Source organism: uncultured Streptococcus sp. (assembly GCF_963545685.1).
Lineage (GTDB): Bacteria > Bacillota > Bacilli > Lactobacillales > Streptococcaceae > Streptococcus.
Map to the genome: position 1 here is coordinate 21,978 of NZ_CAUUKN010000003.1, position 17,878 is coordinate 39,855.

A 17,878-nucleotide genomic window follows, 5' to 3' on the forward strand; every position below is an offset into this window, starting at 1 on the left:
GCCCTCTTTTTTTATAGTTTAAAATAAAGATAATGAAGTCGAAGGAGAAAATGATGTTAACCATTCGTCCAGCCAGCTTGTCAGATGCACAAGCTATCCAGGCCATCTATACACCCTATGTCGAGAAGACAGCTTTTACCTTTGAATATGAGGTTCCCAGTGTTCAAGAGTTTGAAAAACGCATTTGCAAGACGCTTGAAAAATACCCCTATTTAGTAGCGGAAGAGAATGGCCAAGTGCTAGGCTATGCTTATGCCTCAACCTATTATGCTCGTACAGCCTATGATTGGACCACTGAATTGTCTATTTATGTAGCCAAAGAGGCGCGTGGACAAGGGATTGGATCGGCCCTTTATACGGCCTTAGAAGAGGAGTTGCAAGCACGAGGCTACTTACGCTTTCTGGCTTGTATCGCTGTTCCGAACGAAGCGAGCATTTCCATGCATGAAAAGCGGGGCTATGTTCAAGTGGCTCATTTCCCAAAGATTGGCTATAAGTTTAACAAATGGCATGATATCGTCTGGATGCAAAAGACCATAGATGGCCCTGTCAGGAAAATACAGTAGAAACCACGCCAATTCTAAATTGCAATAGCTAATTATTCCTGCCTTTTTCATAGGCTAAAACGATACTAATAAAATTACTGAAGGAGACCGGAAAGTTGTAATGGTCTCCCCTACACGAAAGGAGCCTATATGACTCAAGAACAAAGTGCTAGACTGTTACCCCAAAAGCCCTCCAGATGGGGCAAAATTCTACTTAACCGAAAGGTTCCCATCCTCCTGTTCTTCTTACTGGAATTGGCCTTTCTTGTCTTTTCATATCTCAGCCTACAAGAGCATTTCCCATCCATTATCTTATGGGAACACTTGTTGAGTGTCTTTACCTTCTTTTACTTGCTCAATCGTTCCATGGATTCTCGTTCCAAACTGTCCTGGATGATTATCATTGCCCTCTTTCCAATTTTTGGGACGGCTCTGCTTTACTTTTCACTGGCTGATTTGGGTGTCAGACGCTTGAAGAAACGGCTTGAGGATGCTACAGTGCAGGCATCCGACCATTTAAGCACCAATCCAGAAGTTGCTGATTATTTATCCCAAAGTGATCGCCAATTACAGAAATTAGCTTATTTTTTGGAGCATAGTCCAGCACAGTTTCCTATCTACAGAAACACAGAGGTTACCTATTTTCCACTTGGAGATGACATGCTTCCAGCCTTGTTGGAGGATTTGAAAAAGGCGGAGAGTTATATCTTCATGGAATATTTCATCATTGACGAAGGAATCATGTGGGGCGAGATTTTAACAATTTTAGAGGAGAAGGCCAAGGCAGGTCTGGACGTTCGTGTCATGTTTGATGGGATGAATGAGATGACTACCTTGTCCTACGATTATATTGAGCGACTACACAAGGTTGGCATTAAAGCCCAGGCCTTCTCACCAGTCAAACCCGTTCTATCAACCTATTACAATTACCGAGACCATCGAAAGATTACAGTGATTGATGGTCAAGTTGCTTATACTGGTGGCGTTAATATCGCTGACGAGTATGTTAATAAACGAGAACGCTTTGGTCATTGGAAGGACACAGCCCTTCGTTTAGATGGTTCAGCAGTTCAAACGCTAAAAGCTCTCTTTTTGACCATGTGGACAGTGACTGGAATAGAGGATAAAACGGATGTGGAGTACTATCTACAAGAAAAACCTCAACAAAGAAAGAGTCAAGGCTTTGTACTCCCTTATGGCAATTCACCGCTGACCTACCACAAGGTTGCCGAAAATGTTTATTTACATCTTCTAAATACATCAACTAATTATGTCTATATCATGACGCCTTATCTGATTTTGGATGACGAATTGGTTCGAGCCATGACCTTTGCGGCCAGACGAGGTGTTGATGTTCGTATCATTATGCCAGGAATTCCGGATAAACAGTATGCCTTTGATATTGCGACTACCTATTTTAAAGCCCTCTTGGAGGCTGGCGTCCGTATTTTCCGTTATACCCCAGGCTTTGTCCATGCAAAAGTTTATGTTTCTGATGCCAAACAAGCTGTGGTAGGCACTATTAACACAGACTACCGAAGCCTCTATCAAAATTTTGAAGATGGTATTTATCTTTATAAAAATCTGGAAGTGATTAAGATTGAACAAGATTTTGAGAAAACCCAGGCTCTCTCAGAGGAAGTTACTCTGGAAAGTTTGTCGAAAATGCCTATGGCTCATCGTCTAGGTGGCTATCTCTTTTCTCTGATTGGACCATTGATGTAAAAAAGAAGAAATCATATGGATACAAACATTCTTTTGAAATTGTTAGAAGACCAAGCTGATTCAACGAAAGTCCCAGCAATGGAAGCTTATATGAAAAATAAATTCAGCTTTCTTGGCGTTCAAAAACCAATTCTCAAAAAGATTGAAAGAGAGTTTTTTAAGCCTTTCATAAAAAATCCAATTGATTGGACTTTTGTGGAAGAGTGTTGGCAGCAACCTTACCGTGAGTTTCAATATATTGCTATGGATTATCTGGATAAAAAGAAGAAGGAGCTTAGACCTGAAGATTTTCCAAAGCTAAAGGAATTGGCTCAAACCAAATCATGGTGGGACAGTATAGATCAATTGGACCTTATCATCGGAGAGGTTACTTTTCACTATCCAGAAACCAAGAATATCATGCGCCAATGGAGTCTTGATGAGGATTTTTGGTTGAGACGTATTGCCATTGACCACCAGCTTATGCGTAAAGATTTGACAGATACTGCTCTCCTAGCAGAGGTTATCTGTAACAACTTTGGGCAGACAGAGTTTTTCATTAATAAGGCTATCGGTTGGAGTTTGCGCAATTACTCAAAGGTAAATCCTGATTGGGTTCGGGCTTTTATTGATCAACATGCTAGTCAAATGGCATCTCTTAGCATTCGTGAGGCAAGTAAGTATTTATAGAAATCAAGAGCTTGACTCTGTCGTTCAATATGCTAGAATAGAAACATGCGATGAGTCGATTGGCTCTTTGGAGCCTTTTGCGCTGAGGAGGTCTACATTAGATTGTAACGCAGGAGCGGACCTTGAGTAGTTGTGTGAACCTGCTACTCTCATCGAAAGATGCCTCCTATCCCTTACCATTTGGTAGGGGCTTTTCTTTATTCTTGGCCTTTTAACCCTTTTCAACTGGGCTTAAACGTAGTATAATAGATTCACTAAACTAAATTGATAGAAAATTCCGAAAGAGGTTTTACTATGGGATACACAGTTGCTGTTGTCGGTGCTACAGGTGCCGTTGGTGCTCAAATGATCAAAATGTTGGAAGAATCAACTCTTCCAATCGATAAAATTCGCTACCTTGCGTCTGCTCGTTCTGCAGGCAAAGTCTTGCAATTTAAAGGCCAAGACGTGACCATCGAAGAAACGACTGAAGACGCATTTGAAGGTGTAGATATTGCACTTTTCTCAGCTGGTGGATCTACCTCTGCTAAATATGCACCATACGCCGTTAAAGCTGGTGCAGTAGTCGTTGATAATACATCATACTTCCGTCAAAACCCAGATGTACCATTGGTTGTACCTGAGGTCAATGCACATGCGCTTGATGCTCACAACGGTATTATTGCTTGCCCTAACTGTTCAACTATTCAAATGATGGTTGCCCTTGAGCCAGTTCGTCAAAAATGGGGCCTGGACCGTATCATCGTGTCAACTTACCAAGCCGTATCAGGTGCTGGTATGGGAGCAATCCTTGAAACACAACGTGAGTTGAAAGAAGTTTTGAATGATGGCGTTAACCCACGTGATGTCAAAGCTGAAATCTTGCCATGTGGTGGTGATAAGAAACACTATCCAATCGCCTTTAACGCCTTGGCTCAAATCGACGTCTTCACTGAAAATGACTACACTTACGAAGAAATGAAGATGACAAACGAAACTAAGAAAATCATGGAAGACGATAGCATTGCTGTATCAGCAACATGTGTGCGTATTCCAGTCTTGTCAGCTCACTCAGAGTCAGTCTACATTGAAACAAAAGAAGTGGCACCAATTGACGAAGTGAAAGCTGCTATTGCAGAATTCCCAGGTGCAGTCCTTGAAGACGACGTTGCTAACCAAGTCTACCCACAAGCCGTTAATGCTGTAGGTTCACGTGATACATTCGTCGGACGTATCCGTAAAGACTTGGATGCTGAAAAAGGTATCCACATGTGGGTTGTTTCAGATAACCTCCTTAAAGGTGCCGCTTGGAACTCAGTCCAAATCGCAGAAACACTTCACGAACGTGGTTTGGTTCGCTCAACTTCAGAATTGAAATTTGAATTGAAATAGGGAGCGAAACAGAAATCAGTAAGGATTTAGTGTTGTACTTGAATACTAAAATCATGCTGAATCCTATAAAGCAGAGAGACTTCTCTCTGTTTTTTGTTTATTGGCCATCAATTGAAACAGTCAGTCCTCATGTTTTCAGAAAATTGTCAACTTATCTGTCTGTCTGGTCAAAATTATGGTAAAATGGAAAGGATTAGAAAACGGTTGAAGGAGAATATTATGTCAATTGATCAATTAAGAGATGTCAAACTGATTACAGCCCTTATTACACCTTTCCACGAAGATGGCTCAATCAATTACGATGCGCTTCCAGAATTGATTGAGCATCTTTTGGCTCATCATACAGAAGCTCTTCTTTTGGCGGGGACAACAGCTGAAAGTCCAACACTTACTCACGATGAGGAATTGGAACTCTTTGCGGCTGTTCAGAAAATCGTTAATGGACGTGTGCCATTAATTGCTGGTGTCGGTACCAACGATACACGCGACTCTATCGAGTTTGCCAAAGAAGTTGCTAAATTTGGTGGTTTTGCAGCTGGTCTTGCTATCGTTCCATACTACAACAAGCCATCACAAGAAGGTATGTACCAACACTTCAAAGCTATTGCGGACGCTTCTGATTTGCCAATTATCATCTACAACATCCCTGGTCGTGTGGTTGTTGAAATGGCTCCTGATACCATGCTTCGTTTGGCTGAACATCCAAATATTATCGGGGTTAAAGAATGTACCAGCCTTGCTAATATGGCCTACCTTATCGAACATAAACCAGAAGATTTCTTGGTTTATACTGGTGAAGATGGGGATGCCTTCCACGCTATGAACCTTGGAGCTAACGGTGTTATCTCAGTAGCCTCTCATACAAATGGTGATGAGATGCACGCCATGCTTGAAGCTATTGAAAATAGTGACCTCAAGACAGCAGCAGCTATCCAACGTAAATTTATTCCTAAAGTTAACGCTCTCTTCTCAGTACCAAGTCCTGCACCTGTTAAGGCTGTTCTTAACCATCTTGGTTTCGAAGTTGGACCACTTCGTTTGCCATTGGTTGCATGTACTTCAGAAGAAGCTAAACGTATCATCAAGGTCGTTCTTGAAGAAGATGTCGAAGCAACACGTGAGACAGTTACAGGTGTTGTTCGTCCAGATTATTAAGAAAATGAAGTTGAGCAGATTCAGATTGCTCAGCTTTTTTAGTTGAATAGGTTAAATCTCACAAAATCAGCAGATTAGGCTCTAAAAGCAGTTTTCTATCATGAAAATCAGCTTTTTTTGATATAATTATAATTAGTGTGCTTAAAAAGAAAGGAAGTTTCATGAATCAACTTGAACAAAAACTTGAGCAGGATTTTGGTATTGTTTTTAGCCAAAAAGACCTCTTAGAAACAGCATTTACCCATACCTCATATGCCAATGAGCACCGCCTCCTAAACATTTCACATAATGAACGTTTGGAATTTTTAGGAGACGCGGCTCTGCAATTAGTCATTTCCGTTTATCTTTACAATCGCTACCCTAACAAGCCAGAGGGGGAAATGTCTAAGATGCGTAGTACTATCGTTCGTGAAGAAAGTTTGGCAGGTTTTACTAAGGCTTGCGGATTCGAGCAGTATATTCGTCTTGGTAAAGGGGAAGAAAAATCCGGTGGACGTGAACGTGCCACTATCCTTGGTGACCTCTGGGAGGCCTTCCTCGGTGCCCTTTATCTGGATCAAGGCTTGCCTGCTGTTGAGAAATTCTTGAATCAGGTCATGATTCCTCAGGTTGAAAAGGGAAACTTTGACCGCGTCACGGACTATAAGACAGCCTTGCAAGAGTGTCTTCAGGTCAATGGAACGGTTGATATTACTTATACTGTTATCGACGAGTCTGGACCAGCTCATGCCAAAGAATTTACTATGCAGGTAGCTGTTGATGGTAAGGAACTCAGCACAGGTCTTGGAAAATCTAAGAAATTAGCTGAACAGGCAGCGGCAAAGGCTGCCCTTGAACAACTAGGAAATTAAGCATGTATTTGAAATCAATTGAAATGCAGGGCTTTAAATCCTTTGCGGATAAGACGCAAGTCATCTTTGACAAGGGAGTAACAGCCGTTGTAGGTCCAAATGGATCGGGAAAATCAAATATTACAGAGAGTCTGCGCTGGGCACTGGGTGAATCATCTGCCAAGAGCTTGCGTGGGGGCAAGATGCCTGACGTTATTTTTGCAGGAACAGAGGTTCGTAAGGCTCTCAACTATGCGGAAGTAGCGGTCACACTTGATAACAGTGATGGCTTTATCGCGGGTGCTGGTGAAACAATTCGTGTGGAACGCCACATTTATCGAAACGGTGACAATGATTACTTGATTGACGGTCGTAAGGTTCGTCTACGTGATATTCATGACCTTTTCATGGATACAGGTTTAGGGCGTGATTCTTTTTCCATTATTTCCCAAGGTCGTGTTGAGGCTATTTTTAATGCCAAACCTGAAGAACGCCGCGCTATTTTCGAAGAAGCAGCAGGGGTTCTCAAATATAAGACACGTAAGAAAGAAACGGAAAGCAAGCTTAATCAAACCCAAGATAATCTTGATCGTTTGGAAGATATCATCTACGAGTTAGATGGTCAGGTTAAACCGCTTGAAAAGCAAGCTGCGACTGCCAAACGTTATTTGGAATTAGATGAGGAACGTAGACAGACTCAGCTTAATCTTTTGGTCCACGATATTGAAGTTGGTAAATCTGATTTGAGCCAGACCCAAGAGGATTTGGCAGCGGTCAAGGAAAAATTAACCAGCTATTATGAGGAACGCCATCGCCTAGAGACTGAGAACCAGGAGCTCAAACAGAAACGACATCAAATTTCAGAACAAATTTCTTCTGACCAACAAACCTTGGTGGATGTCACACGTCTTATTAGTGACTTTGAGCGTCAAATTGATCTTTATACTATGGAGAGTCAGCAGCGTTCAGAGAAAAAAGAAGAAACTGAAGCTCGTCTCAGTGAGTTAGAGCATTTGAAAGAAGAAGCTCAGACAGCACTCAATAAGGTTAATCAAGGCCAAGTTGAATTGAATGCTGAGTTGGATAGCCTTGCCCAGGAGCTGATTGCTATTCAAAAAGAACTAGAGCAATTTTCTGATGACCCAGATACGCTTATTGAACGTTTACGTGAGGACTATGTTGGTCTGATGCAGGAGGAAGCCAAGGTTTCCAACAGTTTGACTCAGGTAACCCACGACATGGATAGTCAGACACAGGCATTGGAAGCTCAAGCTGAAGAGTATAAACAAGCTCAGGCAGACTTGCTTTCCGCTCAGGAAGTGGCCAGCGAAACCCAAAAAGCTTATCAAGCAGCCCAAGCCAGTCTTCAAAACCTTCTAACTATCTACAAAGAAAAGGCTCAGGCTTATCAAACTCTTGATAAGGACTATCAAGAGGCTCAAAAGCAGATGTTTGACCTCATGGATCACCTTAAGAGTAAAGATGCCCGTCGTCAAAGTCTTGAATCTATTCAAAAAAATCATTCTAATTTCTATGCAGGGGTTAAGGCTGTCCTTCAAAACGCCCAATCCATTCAAGGAATTATTGGTGCAGTTAGTGAACACTTGACCTTTGATACGCGCTATCAGACGGCTCTTGAAATCGCTATGGGGGCTAGTGGGCAAAATATTATTGTTGAGGATGAAGCGGCTGCTAAGCGTTCGATTGACTACTTGAAGCGCAATCGTCAGGGGCGTGCAACTTTCTTGCCGTTGACAACCATCAAACCACGTCAACTTAACGGACAATTTGCCCAAAGTCTAGCCAATGCACCGGGCTTTATTGGTATGGCTTCCGATTTGGTTACCTATGAGGACCGCTTATCTAATATTTTTCAAAACCTCCTAGGGGTAACGGCAATCTTTGATACCATTGACAATGCTAATAAGGCAGCTCGAGCTGTTCGTTTCCAAGTTCGTATGGTTACTCTTGACGGGTCTGAGATTCGTCCCGGTGGTGCCTTTGCTGGTGGTACCAACAAACAAAATAATAATCTCTTCATCAAGCCTGAACTGGATGCATTGACTGCTGAAATTAACCAGATTAAGGCTCAATTAAGTGATAGTGAAGCTAAAGTTGAAGCCCTCAAGATCAAACGTAAGGCTCTACAGAAAGAACTAGAAGACCTTAAGGTAGATGGTGAAAATGCTCGTCTGCAAGAGCAAAAACTAGACCTAGAACACCAACAAGCCTTGTCAGAGGTGGAGAAAAATCAAACCCTAGTGGATAGTTTCAAACAGGATTCTCAGGGAACTGATGGGGCAAATCTTCAAGATAAGGCTGAACAACTTAAAGCAGAGTTAGTACAAATTGCATCTAAGCGTGAGGCCATTAACGACCGTATTGAGGCCATTAAGGAAGACAAAGATGCTCTTGGCCAACAAAAACAGGTTCTCTTAGACAAGCAATCAGAACTTCAGTTGAAGGAACGTGATTTGCAAGCAGAATTGCGTTTTGCTAAGACAGAAAGTAATCGTCTTCAAGCCGACTTGTCTGAGTTAATGAAGGAATCGGATAGTCTTAAAGCGCTCCTTAATAATCAGGTCAATGATGACCAAACTGACCGCCTTCCGCATTTGCAAGCACAGCATAAAGAAGCTGTCCAACGTAAGGACGATTTGGAACAAGCTCTTGTCCGTGCCAAGATTCAGGTGCAAGATTACGAAGGTCAGTTGGAAGACTTGGAGGAGCGTTTGGCTAAAGCTGGCAATCGTAATGAGGACTTGATTCGTCAGCAGACTCGTTTGGAAGAACGTGAAAGTCAGATTAGTCAATCACTTCGTAAGTTTGCGACTCAGTTGGCTGAAGATTACCAGATGACACTTGAAGTCGCCAAAGGTCAGGCTAGCCCACTTGACAATGTCGAACAAACACGCCAGAACCTGCAAGGTCTTGAGCGTTCAATCAAAGCTTTAGGTCCGGTCAATGTAGATGCTATTGCCCAATTTGAAGAGGTTAAGCAACGTCTTGATTTCTTGAACGGACAAAAGGATGATTTGCTCGAAGCTAAGAGTCTCCTTCTGAATACCATAAATGACATGGATGATGAAGTGAAATCACGCTTTAAAGCAACCTTTGAGGCTATCCGAGAAAGCTTTAAACAGACCTTTACCCAGATGTTTGGTGGAGGTTCATCAGACTTGATTTTGACCTCAGACAATCTCCTAGAGGCTGGAGTAGAAATTTCTGTGCAGCCACCAGGTAAGAAAATTCAATCACTTAACCTTATGTCTGGTGGTGAGAAGGCCTTGTCAGCTCTTGCCCTTCTCTTTGCCATCATTCGTGTTAAAACCATTCCATTTGTTATCCTTGACGAAGTAGAAGCGGCTTTGGATGAAGCCAATGTTAAACGCTTCGGTGACTACCTTAATCGTTTTGACAAGTCCAGTCAATTTATTGTAGTTACCCACCGTAAGGGAACGATGTCTGCGGCAGACTCTATTTATGGGGTAACCATGCAGGAATCAGGTGTCTCGAAAATCGTCTCGGTCAAACTGAAAGACCTTGATTTTGACTAAAAATAGATTATATTTTCATGAAAGATAGTTGATAGCTTTATCACTATCTTTTTTATAGTCTCAAAAAAATTTGAAACGGCTTTCAGAAAAAAATAAGGTTGGCGCTTTCAAAAATACGCAACCGATTGCGTAAAATGCTCTAACAGTGGCTATGATTAGGATTTTTGCCTTTATGAGAAAGAGGTCAGCTTGTCTTTTTCTACTGACATGTTACAATAATTATGGAAATGTCATATGGGGATATGGTGTTTTTGAAGTTAGTTATAGTGTATGTGTTAAGATACGATTTTCTGGACACATGTTAGGCTTTGAGTATGCAAGTCTAAGAAGTCTTATTTCGAGTAAAAAATCCAGGCTGGGAAACCTGGATTTTTTCTCCTCTTGAAAGCTTTATATTTTTTTGGTAAAATTGGTAGTAATTGAATAGAAGTCGTAGAGACTAGTAACCTTATGGAAATTGACAGGGATTGGGGGCCATGGACTGGAAGCCTCCTCAAGGGAAGTTTGGCGAATTCACTCATGAAAACGGCTGACGAATCAAGGTCTGGGTAACCAGATAAAAAACGGATGGTACCGCGTGTCAACGCTCCGGGTTGGAGTTTTGGCATGTGGTTTTTTGTTTGCGATTCGAAATTGTCATATCAGAAAGGAATCACATGGATTTACAAACACAATTGCAAGAGTTGAAAACCTTAACGCAGGCTAAATTAGCTGAAATGCGTGGTGAACACTCTAAGGAATTACAAGAATTGCGTGTTGCAGTTTTAGGTAAAAAAGGCTCTTTGACGGACCTTTTGAAGGGACTTAAAGGCCTTCCTAATGAAGAACGCCCTAAAGTTGGTAAAATGGTCAACGAAGTTCGTGACGTTTTGACTGAAGCTTTTGACGAGGCAGCTAAAATTGTTGAAGCAGCTAAAATTCAAGCTCAACTTGACTCTGAAAGTCTTGACGTAACTCTTCCAGGTCGCCAAGTAAACCTTGGTAACCGTCATATTCTTAGCCAAACAGCTGAAGAAATCGAAGATATTTTCTTGGGGATGGGCTTCCAAATTGTTGATGGTTTTGAAGTTGAAACAGATTACTACAACTTTGAACGTATGAACTTGCCTAAGGATCACCCAGCACGTGACATGCAAGATACTTTCTACATTACTGAAGAAATCTTGCTTCGTACACATACAAGTCCTGTCCAAGCTCGTACACTTGATAAACATGATTTTTCTAAAGGTCCTCTTAAGATGATCTCACCAGGACGTGTTTTCCGTCGTGACACAGATGATGCGACTCACAGTCACCAATTCCACCAAATCGAAGGTTTGGTTGTTGGTAAAAACATTTCAATGGGGGATCTTAAAGGAACACTTGAAATGATTATTCAAAAAATGTTTGGTGCAGAGCGTCAAATCCGTTTGCGTCCTTCTTATTTCCCATTCACAGAACCTTCAGTTGAAGTTGATGTATCATGCTTCAAGTGTGGTGGTAAAGGATGTAACGTATGTAAGAAGACAGGTTGGATTGAGATCCTCGGTGCTGGTATGGTTCACCCACAAGTACTTGAGATGTCAGGTGTTGATTCTGAAGAATATTCAGGATTTGCCTTCGGTCTTGGTCAAGAACGTATTGCCATGCTCCGTTATGGAATAAACGATATTCGTGGTTTCTACCAAGGAGACGTTCGCTTCTCAGAACAGTTTAAATAAGGTTTAGGAGGTTGTCATGACGGTTGTTATTCGAAAGGTTCTTCCCGAAGAGGTTGAAGAATTAAAAGTTATCTCAGAAGATACCTTTAGAGAGACTTTTGCTCATGATAATACTGAAGCTCAATTGCAAGGTTATTTTGATACTGCACTTTCTGAGGAAGTGCTCCTCAATGAAATTACTCACGAAGAATCACGTTATTTTTTCATTCTGGTTGATGGTGAAAAGGCTGGTTTTCTAAAAACTAATGTTGGATCTGCCCAAACAGAACAGCACTTAGACAACGCCTTTCAAATTCAGCGTATTTATATCAGTCAGGCCTTCCAAGGGATGGGCTTGGGTAAGCAATTATTTGAGTTTGCTTTACAAGAAGCTCGTGACCTGGGTTGTGATTGGGCTTGGTTAGGTGTTTGGGAAAGGAATTTCAAGGCACAGATTTTTTACGATAATTATGGCTTTGAAAAATTCGCAGAACACGATTTTCCAGTCGGTGATGGTAAAGTGGACCGCGATTGGTTGCTAAAATTGAAACTATAAACCTATTATTAAGTTGATAGAGAGGATTTAAGAAGACGATAAAACTCATAAGTTTGTCTTCCTCATATATCAAATACAGATATTCCTAAATTACAGAAAGGATTTGAACCCGCCCTAAGCTCTGGGCAAAAAAGATAAAGCCATCTAGTTGCTAGTGCACCAACGATGCCTTTCCTATTTTTGCTGAGAGCTCTTAACGGGCTTGGTATCATAATTATGCTAGTTAGTTATAAATGGTTAAAAGAGTTGGTTGATGTGGATGTTACCACTGCCAAACTCGCTGAAAAAATGTCGACGACAGGTATTGAAGTGGAAGGTGTTGAGACACCTGCTGAAGGCTTGTCAAAATTAGTTGTTGGTCATGTCTTGACGTGTGAAGATGTGCCTGAAACACACTTGCACTTGTGTCAAGTAGATACAGGAGATGCTGAGGGTCCACGTCAAATTGTTTGTGGCGCTCCAAATGTTACTGCTGGAATCAAGGTTATTGTTGCCATTCCTGGTGCCCGAATTGCAGACAATTACAAGATTAAAAAAGGTAAGATTCGTGGCATGGAGTCTCTTGGTATGATCTGTTCTTTGGCGGAACTTGGACTTTCAGATAGCATTATTCCTAAAGAATTTGCGGACGGTATCCAAATTTTGCCAGAAGATGCTGTTCCTGGAGATAGCATTTTCCCATACCTCGACCTTGATGACGAAATCATCGAATTGTCAATCACACCTAACCGTGCTGATGCTCTTTCTATGCGTGGTGTGGCTCATGAAGTTGCTGCAATCTACGGTAAATCTGTTCATTTCCCAGAAAAAACAGTTGTTGAAGACAGCAAACCAGCCTCTGATAAGATTTCAGTAGCTATCGAAAGTGATAAAGTGGCTACTTATGCTAGTCGTGTGGTTGAGAATGTCACGGTTCAACCAAGTCCACAATGGTTGCAAAACCTTCTCATGAATGCTGGTATTCGTCCAATTAACAACGTGGTAGATGTGACAAACTATGTTCTTCTATACTTTGGACAACCAATGCATGCCTTCGATTTGGACAAGTTTGAAGACTCACACATTGTTGCCCGTGATGCACGCCAGGGTGAAAAACTGGTTACTCTTGATGGTGAAGAACGTGAATTAACTACCGAAGATATTGTTATTACCGTTGCTGATAAACCTGTTGCGCTTGGTGGTGTCATGGGTGGTGCATCAACTGAGATTGATGACAATTCTAAAAATGTTGTTCTCGAAGCTGCTGTTTTTGATGGCAAATCGATTCGTAAGACAAGTAGCCGTCTCAACCTTCGTTCAGAATCGTCATCACGTTTTGAGAAAGGTATCAATAATGATACTGTCCTAGAAGCCCTTGATTTTGCAGCAGCAATGTTGCAAGAATTGGCAAGTGGTACTGTTCTTGCAGGCCGTGTTCAAGCAGGTTCAGTCGACACAGAACCAGTCCAAGTTTCTACAAGCCTTGACTATGTAAATGTCCGTCTAGGTACTGAATTGACATTTGCGGATATTGAAGATGTCTTTGCCAAACTTGGCTTTGGTCTTTCAGGTGATGCTGATAAATTCACTGTATCTGTACCACGTCGTCGTTGGGATATCAGTATCCAAGCTGACTTGGTAGAGGAAATTGCCCGTATCTATGGCTATGATAAATTACCTACTACACTTCCAGAAGCAGCAGGAACAGCCGGTGAATTGACTGAAACACAAGCACTTCGCCGTAAGGTTCGTACCATTGCTGAAGGTGCTGGATTGACAGAGATTATTTCATATGCTTTGACAACACCTGAAAAAGCCGTTGAATTTGCTGCGACACCAAGTAACTTGACTGAGTTGATGTGGCCAATGACTGTTGACCGTTCAGCCCTCCGTCAGAACATGGTTTCTGGTATGCTTGATACTGTTGCTTACAATGTCAACCGTAAGAATAGCAACGTAGCCATCTACGAAATCGGTAAGGTCTTTGAACAAAACGGTAATCCAAAAGAGAACTTGCCAAATGAAATCAATACCTTTGCTTTCGCAATTTCTGGTCTCGTAGCGGAAAAAGATTTCCAAACCAAAGCAACGCCAGTTGATTTCTTCTATGCTAAAGGTATCGTTGAAGCTCTCTTCGATAAACTTGAAGTTTCAGTCGACTATGTAGCAACAAAAGACCTAGCAAGCATGCACCCAGGTCGTACAGCTGCTATTGTGCTTGATGGTCAAACAATTGGATTCCTTGGCCAAGTTCACCCACAAACAGCTAAAAACTACGGTATTCCAGAAACTTATGTGGCTGAAATTAACCTTAGTGCTGTCGAAGCAGCCTTGCAACCAGCTCAACCATTTGTTGAAATCACAAAATTCCCTGCAGTATCACGTGACATCGCCCTTCTTCTTAAGGCTGACATCACCCATCAAGAAGTTCTTGATGCCATCTATTCAGCAGGTGTAAAACGTTTGGTTGCTGTTAAACTCTTTGACGTTTATGCAGGTGAAAAACTTGGTGCTGGTATGAAATCAATGGCTTATAGCCTTACCTTCCAAAATCCAAATGACAACCTCACAGACGAAGAAGTTGCCAAATATATGGAAAAAATTACTAAAGCTCTTACTGAAAAGGTCGAAGCAGAAGTACGTTAATAGTTAAAAATCCATCTGATAAGATGGATTTTTAAGATAGTAGATATAAGGCTAAAAGGAGATAACTTGTTTTTAGAGTTCTTTGATGGAATTTGGGGACGTTACACTTTTGAATCTGATAAAGTAAATGTACTTATTGATGGCTTACCTAGTGTTGCTTATCCTTTGGGTCAACTAGCATTTCTAATACTAGCCTATAGATTATTCATCCATCGATATATTAAGCAGTTTACGAAAATGTCACCTCAGGATATTTGGGAGTGGCATAAAGAAACGTTCCGCAAAAGTAAATTATCTTTGATTGTCCTACCAATCGTTTATCTCTTTGTTTTCGGAATGAGCTGGATTTTGGTTGAGGATGCTTTGGCTACCGTCACAATTTACAAAGATTATAGAGGACCTGTATCAAAAACTATTGATGGCCAAGTTGGTAAAATAGAGATTAGTTCTTTCGGTTCAAAATCGAGTAGTGCTAGGATCAATGCTGTCTTTATTGATTCTGACGGACAGGTTTATGACATTCATCTGATAAACGCTGACAAGAGAATTGCTAATCATATTCGACATAATCAGTCAATGTCCTATCCTGCAACTCTATCCTTTGATAAACATGGCAAACCACTGTACATTTCTAAATTCTGGGAATAAGTAGTCTGAATAGCTCTTTTAGTGATTCGTACTTGACAAATATGTAAATTCTCTGCATAATAAAAGAAAAAACTTGAAAAGAGGGTAGCCATGCAAATTATTAAACGTAATGGTCAAGTTGCTGAATTTGATCCTGATAAAATCTACCAAGCCATCTTAAAAGCAGCACAGACTGTGTATGTTCTTGATGATTCTTGGCGCCAAAACCTTGCTCAAGTCACTAAAAAAGTAGTACTTGATCTCCAAGATGCTCAAGTGGAACGTCCAACCATTAACATGATTCAATCATTGGTTGAAAATCGTCTCATGGAAGCCGGTTTTATCAATATTGCTGAGCATTATATTTCATACCGTTTGCAACGAGATTTGGAGCGTAACGGTTATGGTGACAAAGTAATCGTACACCTACGCTTTGAGCAGACTAAATAAATAAAAGCCATCGCTTTGATGGCTTTTGTTGTGTCTGAGTTTTTAGTCTGTCATTTTCAAAAGTTTTAAAAAAGTCTTCAGTTCATTTCCATGTCCTATTTGCATATAAATCTCAGAAGTCGGTCTTATAAAGGATGTTTCTAAAAAGCGAATTTGTTTCTGAGCTTTGAAATTTTCTAATGAGATCCCTTTAGTAAGCTTCCAGGTAATGTGTCTAGGGGAAATCTGATAGGGAATGCTAACCTGAGCTTTCTGGATAGTTTCGTGACTTTTAGCCATGTTTTGTTGAAATAGGTCTCCAAGTTTCTTAATATTTTTTTGGAACATACCATTATCGAGATAAATTGAAAGTGCTTTTTGCATGATGAGGTTGGTATCATAGTCGATAAGTCCTTTGTGGGACAAAAAGGTAGTCTTAAGGTTTGGTGGTAAGACGAGGCTACCTAGCCGTAAACCTGGAAAAAGGGCCATGGAAAAGGATTTGATATAAATCGTGTGATTTTGAGTATCGTAGTAATGAATTGGTAGATTTTTACTATCGCTAAAGTCACCCATATAGTCGTCCTCGACGATATAGACATTATACTGTTTGGCAAGTTGAGCCAGCTTTTCTTTTTCACTAGCAGTGTAGCTCAATCCAAGAGGATTAGAGTAACGACTAATGGTATAGAAAAACTTAATCTGACCAGATTTAAAGTACTCCTCTAATAGATTAAAGTCCAGACCATCAAAATTGCGATTGATGGTTTCGTAGGCTAGATTCTGACTGTTAACCAGTTGGTTCATACGGTGGTAGGTAGGTTGCTCCAAAAGTATTTTGTGAGCACCGTTACCGAAATCCATCTGTGATAGGATATAGAGGGCCTGTTGGCTTCCTGACGTTATGACAATCTGATTCGAATTGACATAAATGTCGTCAGAGGCAAGGCGGTTTTTTAATGCTTCAACCAGTTCTTTTAGTCCAGCTTGCTCATGATAATAGTTGAAGAGGTAGTCTTGATGCCCTGCCAAACTTTCATCTAAGCAAAGACGAAAATCCTCATAGGCTAATTGATTATAGTCATTAAGGTTGAGTAGAATCTTATCATTGGAATTAGAGGGACCCTCGAGAACATAATAGCCACTTTTGGGGACGGCATAAATATAGTTTTGATATTTGAGCTCCAAGAGCGCTCTTTGAGCAGTATCTTTACTGCAACCATAAGTCTGGCTAAGCTGACGAATAGATGGTAATTTACTTCCTTTCTCCAAATTACCATTTTGGATATCTTTGGTGATAGTCTCAACAATTTCTTGATAAATGCTCATAACTGACCCCTTACAGATTTTTTCTTATTTTACCCTATTTGTCCTCTGAGAGCAAGATGTCTGGAAGCATTTGACAAGATTATTAGATTTTGACATAATAAAAAGGTTATTAGGAAATACTAAATGCCCATTCCAAAAAAGTTTAAGGAGATTGTAAGAATGACATTTAAGAAAATCTTAGGACTTCTCGCTCTTGCCTGCTTAACCATTATTGGTTTGTCAGCCTGCACACCGGAGAAAGAGCCTACTTGGACATACGATAAAAACAAAATGCTCTTTGTGGGACAAGATGCTAGCGTACAAGTCCTTTCTGCCACTAAAATCGAATCCCCTGAAGGTCAAAAAGCAGTTCGTGTTCACTATAAACTCAGCAACACAAGCAAAGAAACCATGAATGCCTACACACTTTTGATGAAGGTGGTTCTCGATGTTAAACAGGAGAAGGAAGAATTGAAGGTTGCGACAATGGTCTTCTCTAAAGATGATGACAAAGACAAGATTGCTAATAAGACAGAGATTGCTCCTAAGGAAGTTAAGGAAATTGTTGTTGACTATGCCGTGTCTGATTTTGATCATGACTTGATAATTGAATTCTCAGACTATGGTACAGAAGTAAATGCGACTGCTAATATTTCATTGCAAAATCTTGAAAATGCACCTGTCAAATACTTTGATAACAAAGGTCAATAAGGTTTATCGCCACATGGATGTGTGGTGATTTTTTATAGCCTTAAAACTGTACCCAGTCAGATAGAGAAATAGCTACTTGTTTAATCGTCAG

General features: G+C 40.8%; 14 protein-coding genes. 13 read left to right on the plus strand and 1 reads right to left on the minus strand.

What is annotated here, in order from left to right:
- Positions 1-53 precede the first annotated feature (53 nt).
- From RWZ99_RS01205 to RWZ99_RS01260, 12 genes are all read left to right on the plus strand, one after another.
- Positions 54-566 carry a GNAT family N-acetyltransferase gene (locus RWZ99_RS01205; RefSeq protein WP_002885332.1) on the plus strand — a complete coding sequence of 171 codons (513 nt, stop codon included), beginning with the start codon at positions 54-56 and terminating at the stop codon, positions 564-566.
- A gap of 129 nt (positions 567-695) precedes the next feature.
- Positions 696-2,270 carry a cardiolipin synthase gene (cls, locus tag RWZ99_RS01210; protein ID WP_038676223.1) on the plus strand — a complete coding sequence of 525 codons (1,575 nt, stop codon included), beginning with the start codon at positions 696-698 and terminating at the stop codon, positions 2,268-2,270.
- Positions 2,271-2,285: 15 nt separating this feature from the next.
- Positions 2,286-2,939, plus strand: a complete 654-nt coding sequence (locus RWZ99_RS01215) for a DNA alkylation repair protein (protein WP_038676220.1) — start codon at positions 2,286-2,288, stop codon at positions 2,937-2,939.
- A 294-nt stretch (positions 2,940-3,233) separates the two neighbouring features.
- Complete coding sequence (locus RWZ99_RS01220) at positions 3,234-4,310, plus strand: aspartate-semialdehyde dehydrogenase (RefSeq protein WP_295494269.1); 1,077 nt, start codon at positions 3,234-3,236, stop codon at positions 4,308-4,310.
- A gap of 219 nt (positions 4,311-4,529) precedes the next feature.
- Positions 4,530-5,465, plus strand: coding sequence for a 4-hydroxy-tetrahydrodipicolinate synthase (gene dapA / locus RWZ99_RS01225; RefSeq protein ID WP_013990425.1), 936 nt, complete (start codon positions 4,530-4,532; stop codon positions 5,463-5,465).
- A gap of 161 nt (positions 5,466-5,626) precedes the next feature.
- Positions 5,627-6,316 (plus strand): ribonuclease III, encoded by a 690-nt coding sequence (gene rnc, locus RWZ99_RS01230; protein WP_021143992.1) that lies wholly within the window; start codon positions 5,627-5,629, stop codon positions 6,314-6,316.
- A gap of 2 nt (positions 6,317-6,318) precedes the next feature.
- On the plus strand, positions 6,319-9,852 hold the full coding sequence (gene smc, locus RWZ99_RS01235) for a chromosome segregation protein SMC (RefSeq protein ID WP_314675868.1): 3,534 nt from the start codon (positions 6,319-6,321) through the stop codon (positions 9,850-9,852).
- A gap of 656 nt (positions 9,853-10,508) precedes the next feature.
- Complete coding sequence (pheS, locus tag RWZ99_RS01240; RefSeq protein WP_314675870.1) at positions 10,509-11,552, plus strand: phenylalanine--tRNA ligase subunit alpha; 1,044 nt, start codon at positions 10,509-10,511, stop codon at positions 11,550-11,552.
- Between the two features lie 16 nt (positions 11,553-11,568).
- A complete protein-coding gene (locus RWZ99_RS01245) occupies positions 11,569-12,087 on the plus strand; it encodes an N-acetyltransferase (protein ID WP_314675871.1) in 519 nt (172 codons plus the stop codon).
- A 216-nt stretch (positions 12,088-12,303) separates the two neighbouring features.
- A complete protein-coding gene (gene pheT, locus RWZ99_RS01250; RefSeq protein ID WP_314675873.1) occupies positions 12,304-14,712 on the plus strand; it encodes a phenylalanine--tRNA ligase subunit beta in 2,409 nt (802 codons plus the stop codon).
- Between the two features lie 66 nt (positions 14,713-14,778).
- Positions 14,779-15,360, plus strand: coding sequence for a hypothetical protein (locus tag RWZ99_RS01255; RefSeq protein ID WP_314675874.1), 582 nt, complete (start codon positions 14,779-14,781; stop codon positions 15,358-15,360).
- 90 nt (positions 15,361-15,450) lie between these two features.
- Positions 15,451-15,789, plus strand: coding sequence for an ATP cone domain-containing protein (locus tag RWZ99_RS01260; RefSeq protein WP_037600742.1), 339 nt, complete (start codon positions 15,451-15,453; stop codon positions 15,787-15,789).
- A gap of 42 nt (positions 15,790-15,831) precedes the next feature.
- On the opposite strand, the gene RWZ99_RS01265 is transcribed toward RWZ99_RS01260, so the two are convergent.
- Positions 15,832-17,097: a PLP-dependent aminotransferase family protein gene (locus tag RWZ99_RS01265; RefSeq protein WP_314675875.1), complete on the minus strand. Its 1,266-nt coding sequence runs from the start codon at positions 17,095-17,097 to the stop codon at positions 15,832-15,834.
- A 159-nt stretch (positions 17,098-17,256) separates the two neighbouring features.
- Between RWZ99_RS01265 and RWZ99_RS01270 the strand changes: the two genes are divergently transcribed.
- Positions 17,257-17,787, plus strand: coding sequence for a DUF5067 domain-containing protein (locus tag RWZ99_RS01270; RefSeq protein ID WP_314675877.1), 531 nt, complete (start codon positions 17,257-17,259; stop codon positions 17,785-17,787).
- The last annotated feature ends 91 nt before the right edge of the window (positions 17,788-17,878 follow it).

Coding starts and splice junctions, on each gene's coding strand:
- RWZ99_RS01205 (WP_002885332.1), top strand. CDS start 54: ATGTTAACCATTCGTCCAGCCAGCTTGTCAGATGCACAAGCTATCCAG.
- cls (WP_038676223.1), top strand. CDS start 696: ATGACTCAAGAACAAAGTGCTAGACTGTTACCCCAAAAGCCCTCCAGA.
- RWZ99_RS01215 (WP_038676220.1), top strand. CDS start 2,286: ATGGATACAAACATTCTTTTGAAATTGTTAGAAGACCAAGCTGATTCA.
- RWZ99_RS01220 (WP_295494269.1), top strand. CDS start 3,234: ATGGGATACACAGTTGCTGTTGTCGGTGCTACAGGTGCCGTTGGTGCT.
- dapA (WP_013990425.1), top strand. CDS start 4,530: ATGTCAATTGATCAATTAAGAGATGTCAAACTGATTACAGCCCTTATT.
- rnc (WP_021143992.1), top strand. CDS start 5,627: ATGAATCAACTTGAACAAAAACTTGAGCAGGATTTTGGTATTGTTTTT.
- smc (WP_314675868.1), top strand. CDS start 6,319: ATGTATTTGAAATCAATTGAAATGCAGGGCTTTAAATCCTTTGCGGAT.
- pheS (WP_314675870.1), top strand. CDS start 10,509: ATGGATTTACAAACACAATTGCAAGAGTTGAAAACCTTAACGCAGGCT.
- RWZ99_RS01245 (WP_314675871.1), top strand. CDS start 11,569: ATGACGGTTGTTATTCGAAAGGTTCTTCCCGAAGAGGTTGAAGAATTA.
- pheT (WP_314675873.1), top strand. CDS start 12,304: ATGCTAGTTAGTTATAAATGGTTAAAAGAGTTGGTTGATGTGGATGTT.
- RWZ99_RS01260 (WP_037600742.1), top strand. CDS start 15,451: ATGCAAATTATTAAACGTAATGGTCAAGTTGCTGAATTTGATCCTGAT.
- RWZ99_RS01265 (WP_314675875.1), bottom strand. CDS start 17,097: ATGAGCATTTATCAAGAAATTGTTGAGACTATCACCAAAGATATCCAA.
- RWZ99_RS01270 (WP_314675877.1), top strand. CDS start 17,257: ATGACATTTAAGAAAATCTTAGGACTTCTCGCTCTTGCCTGCTTAACC.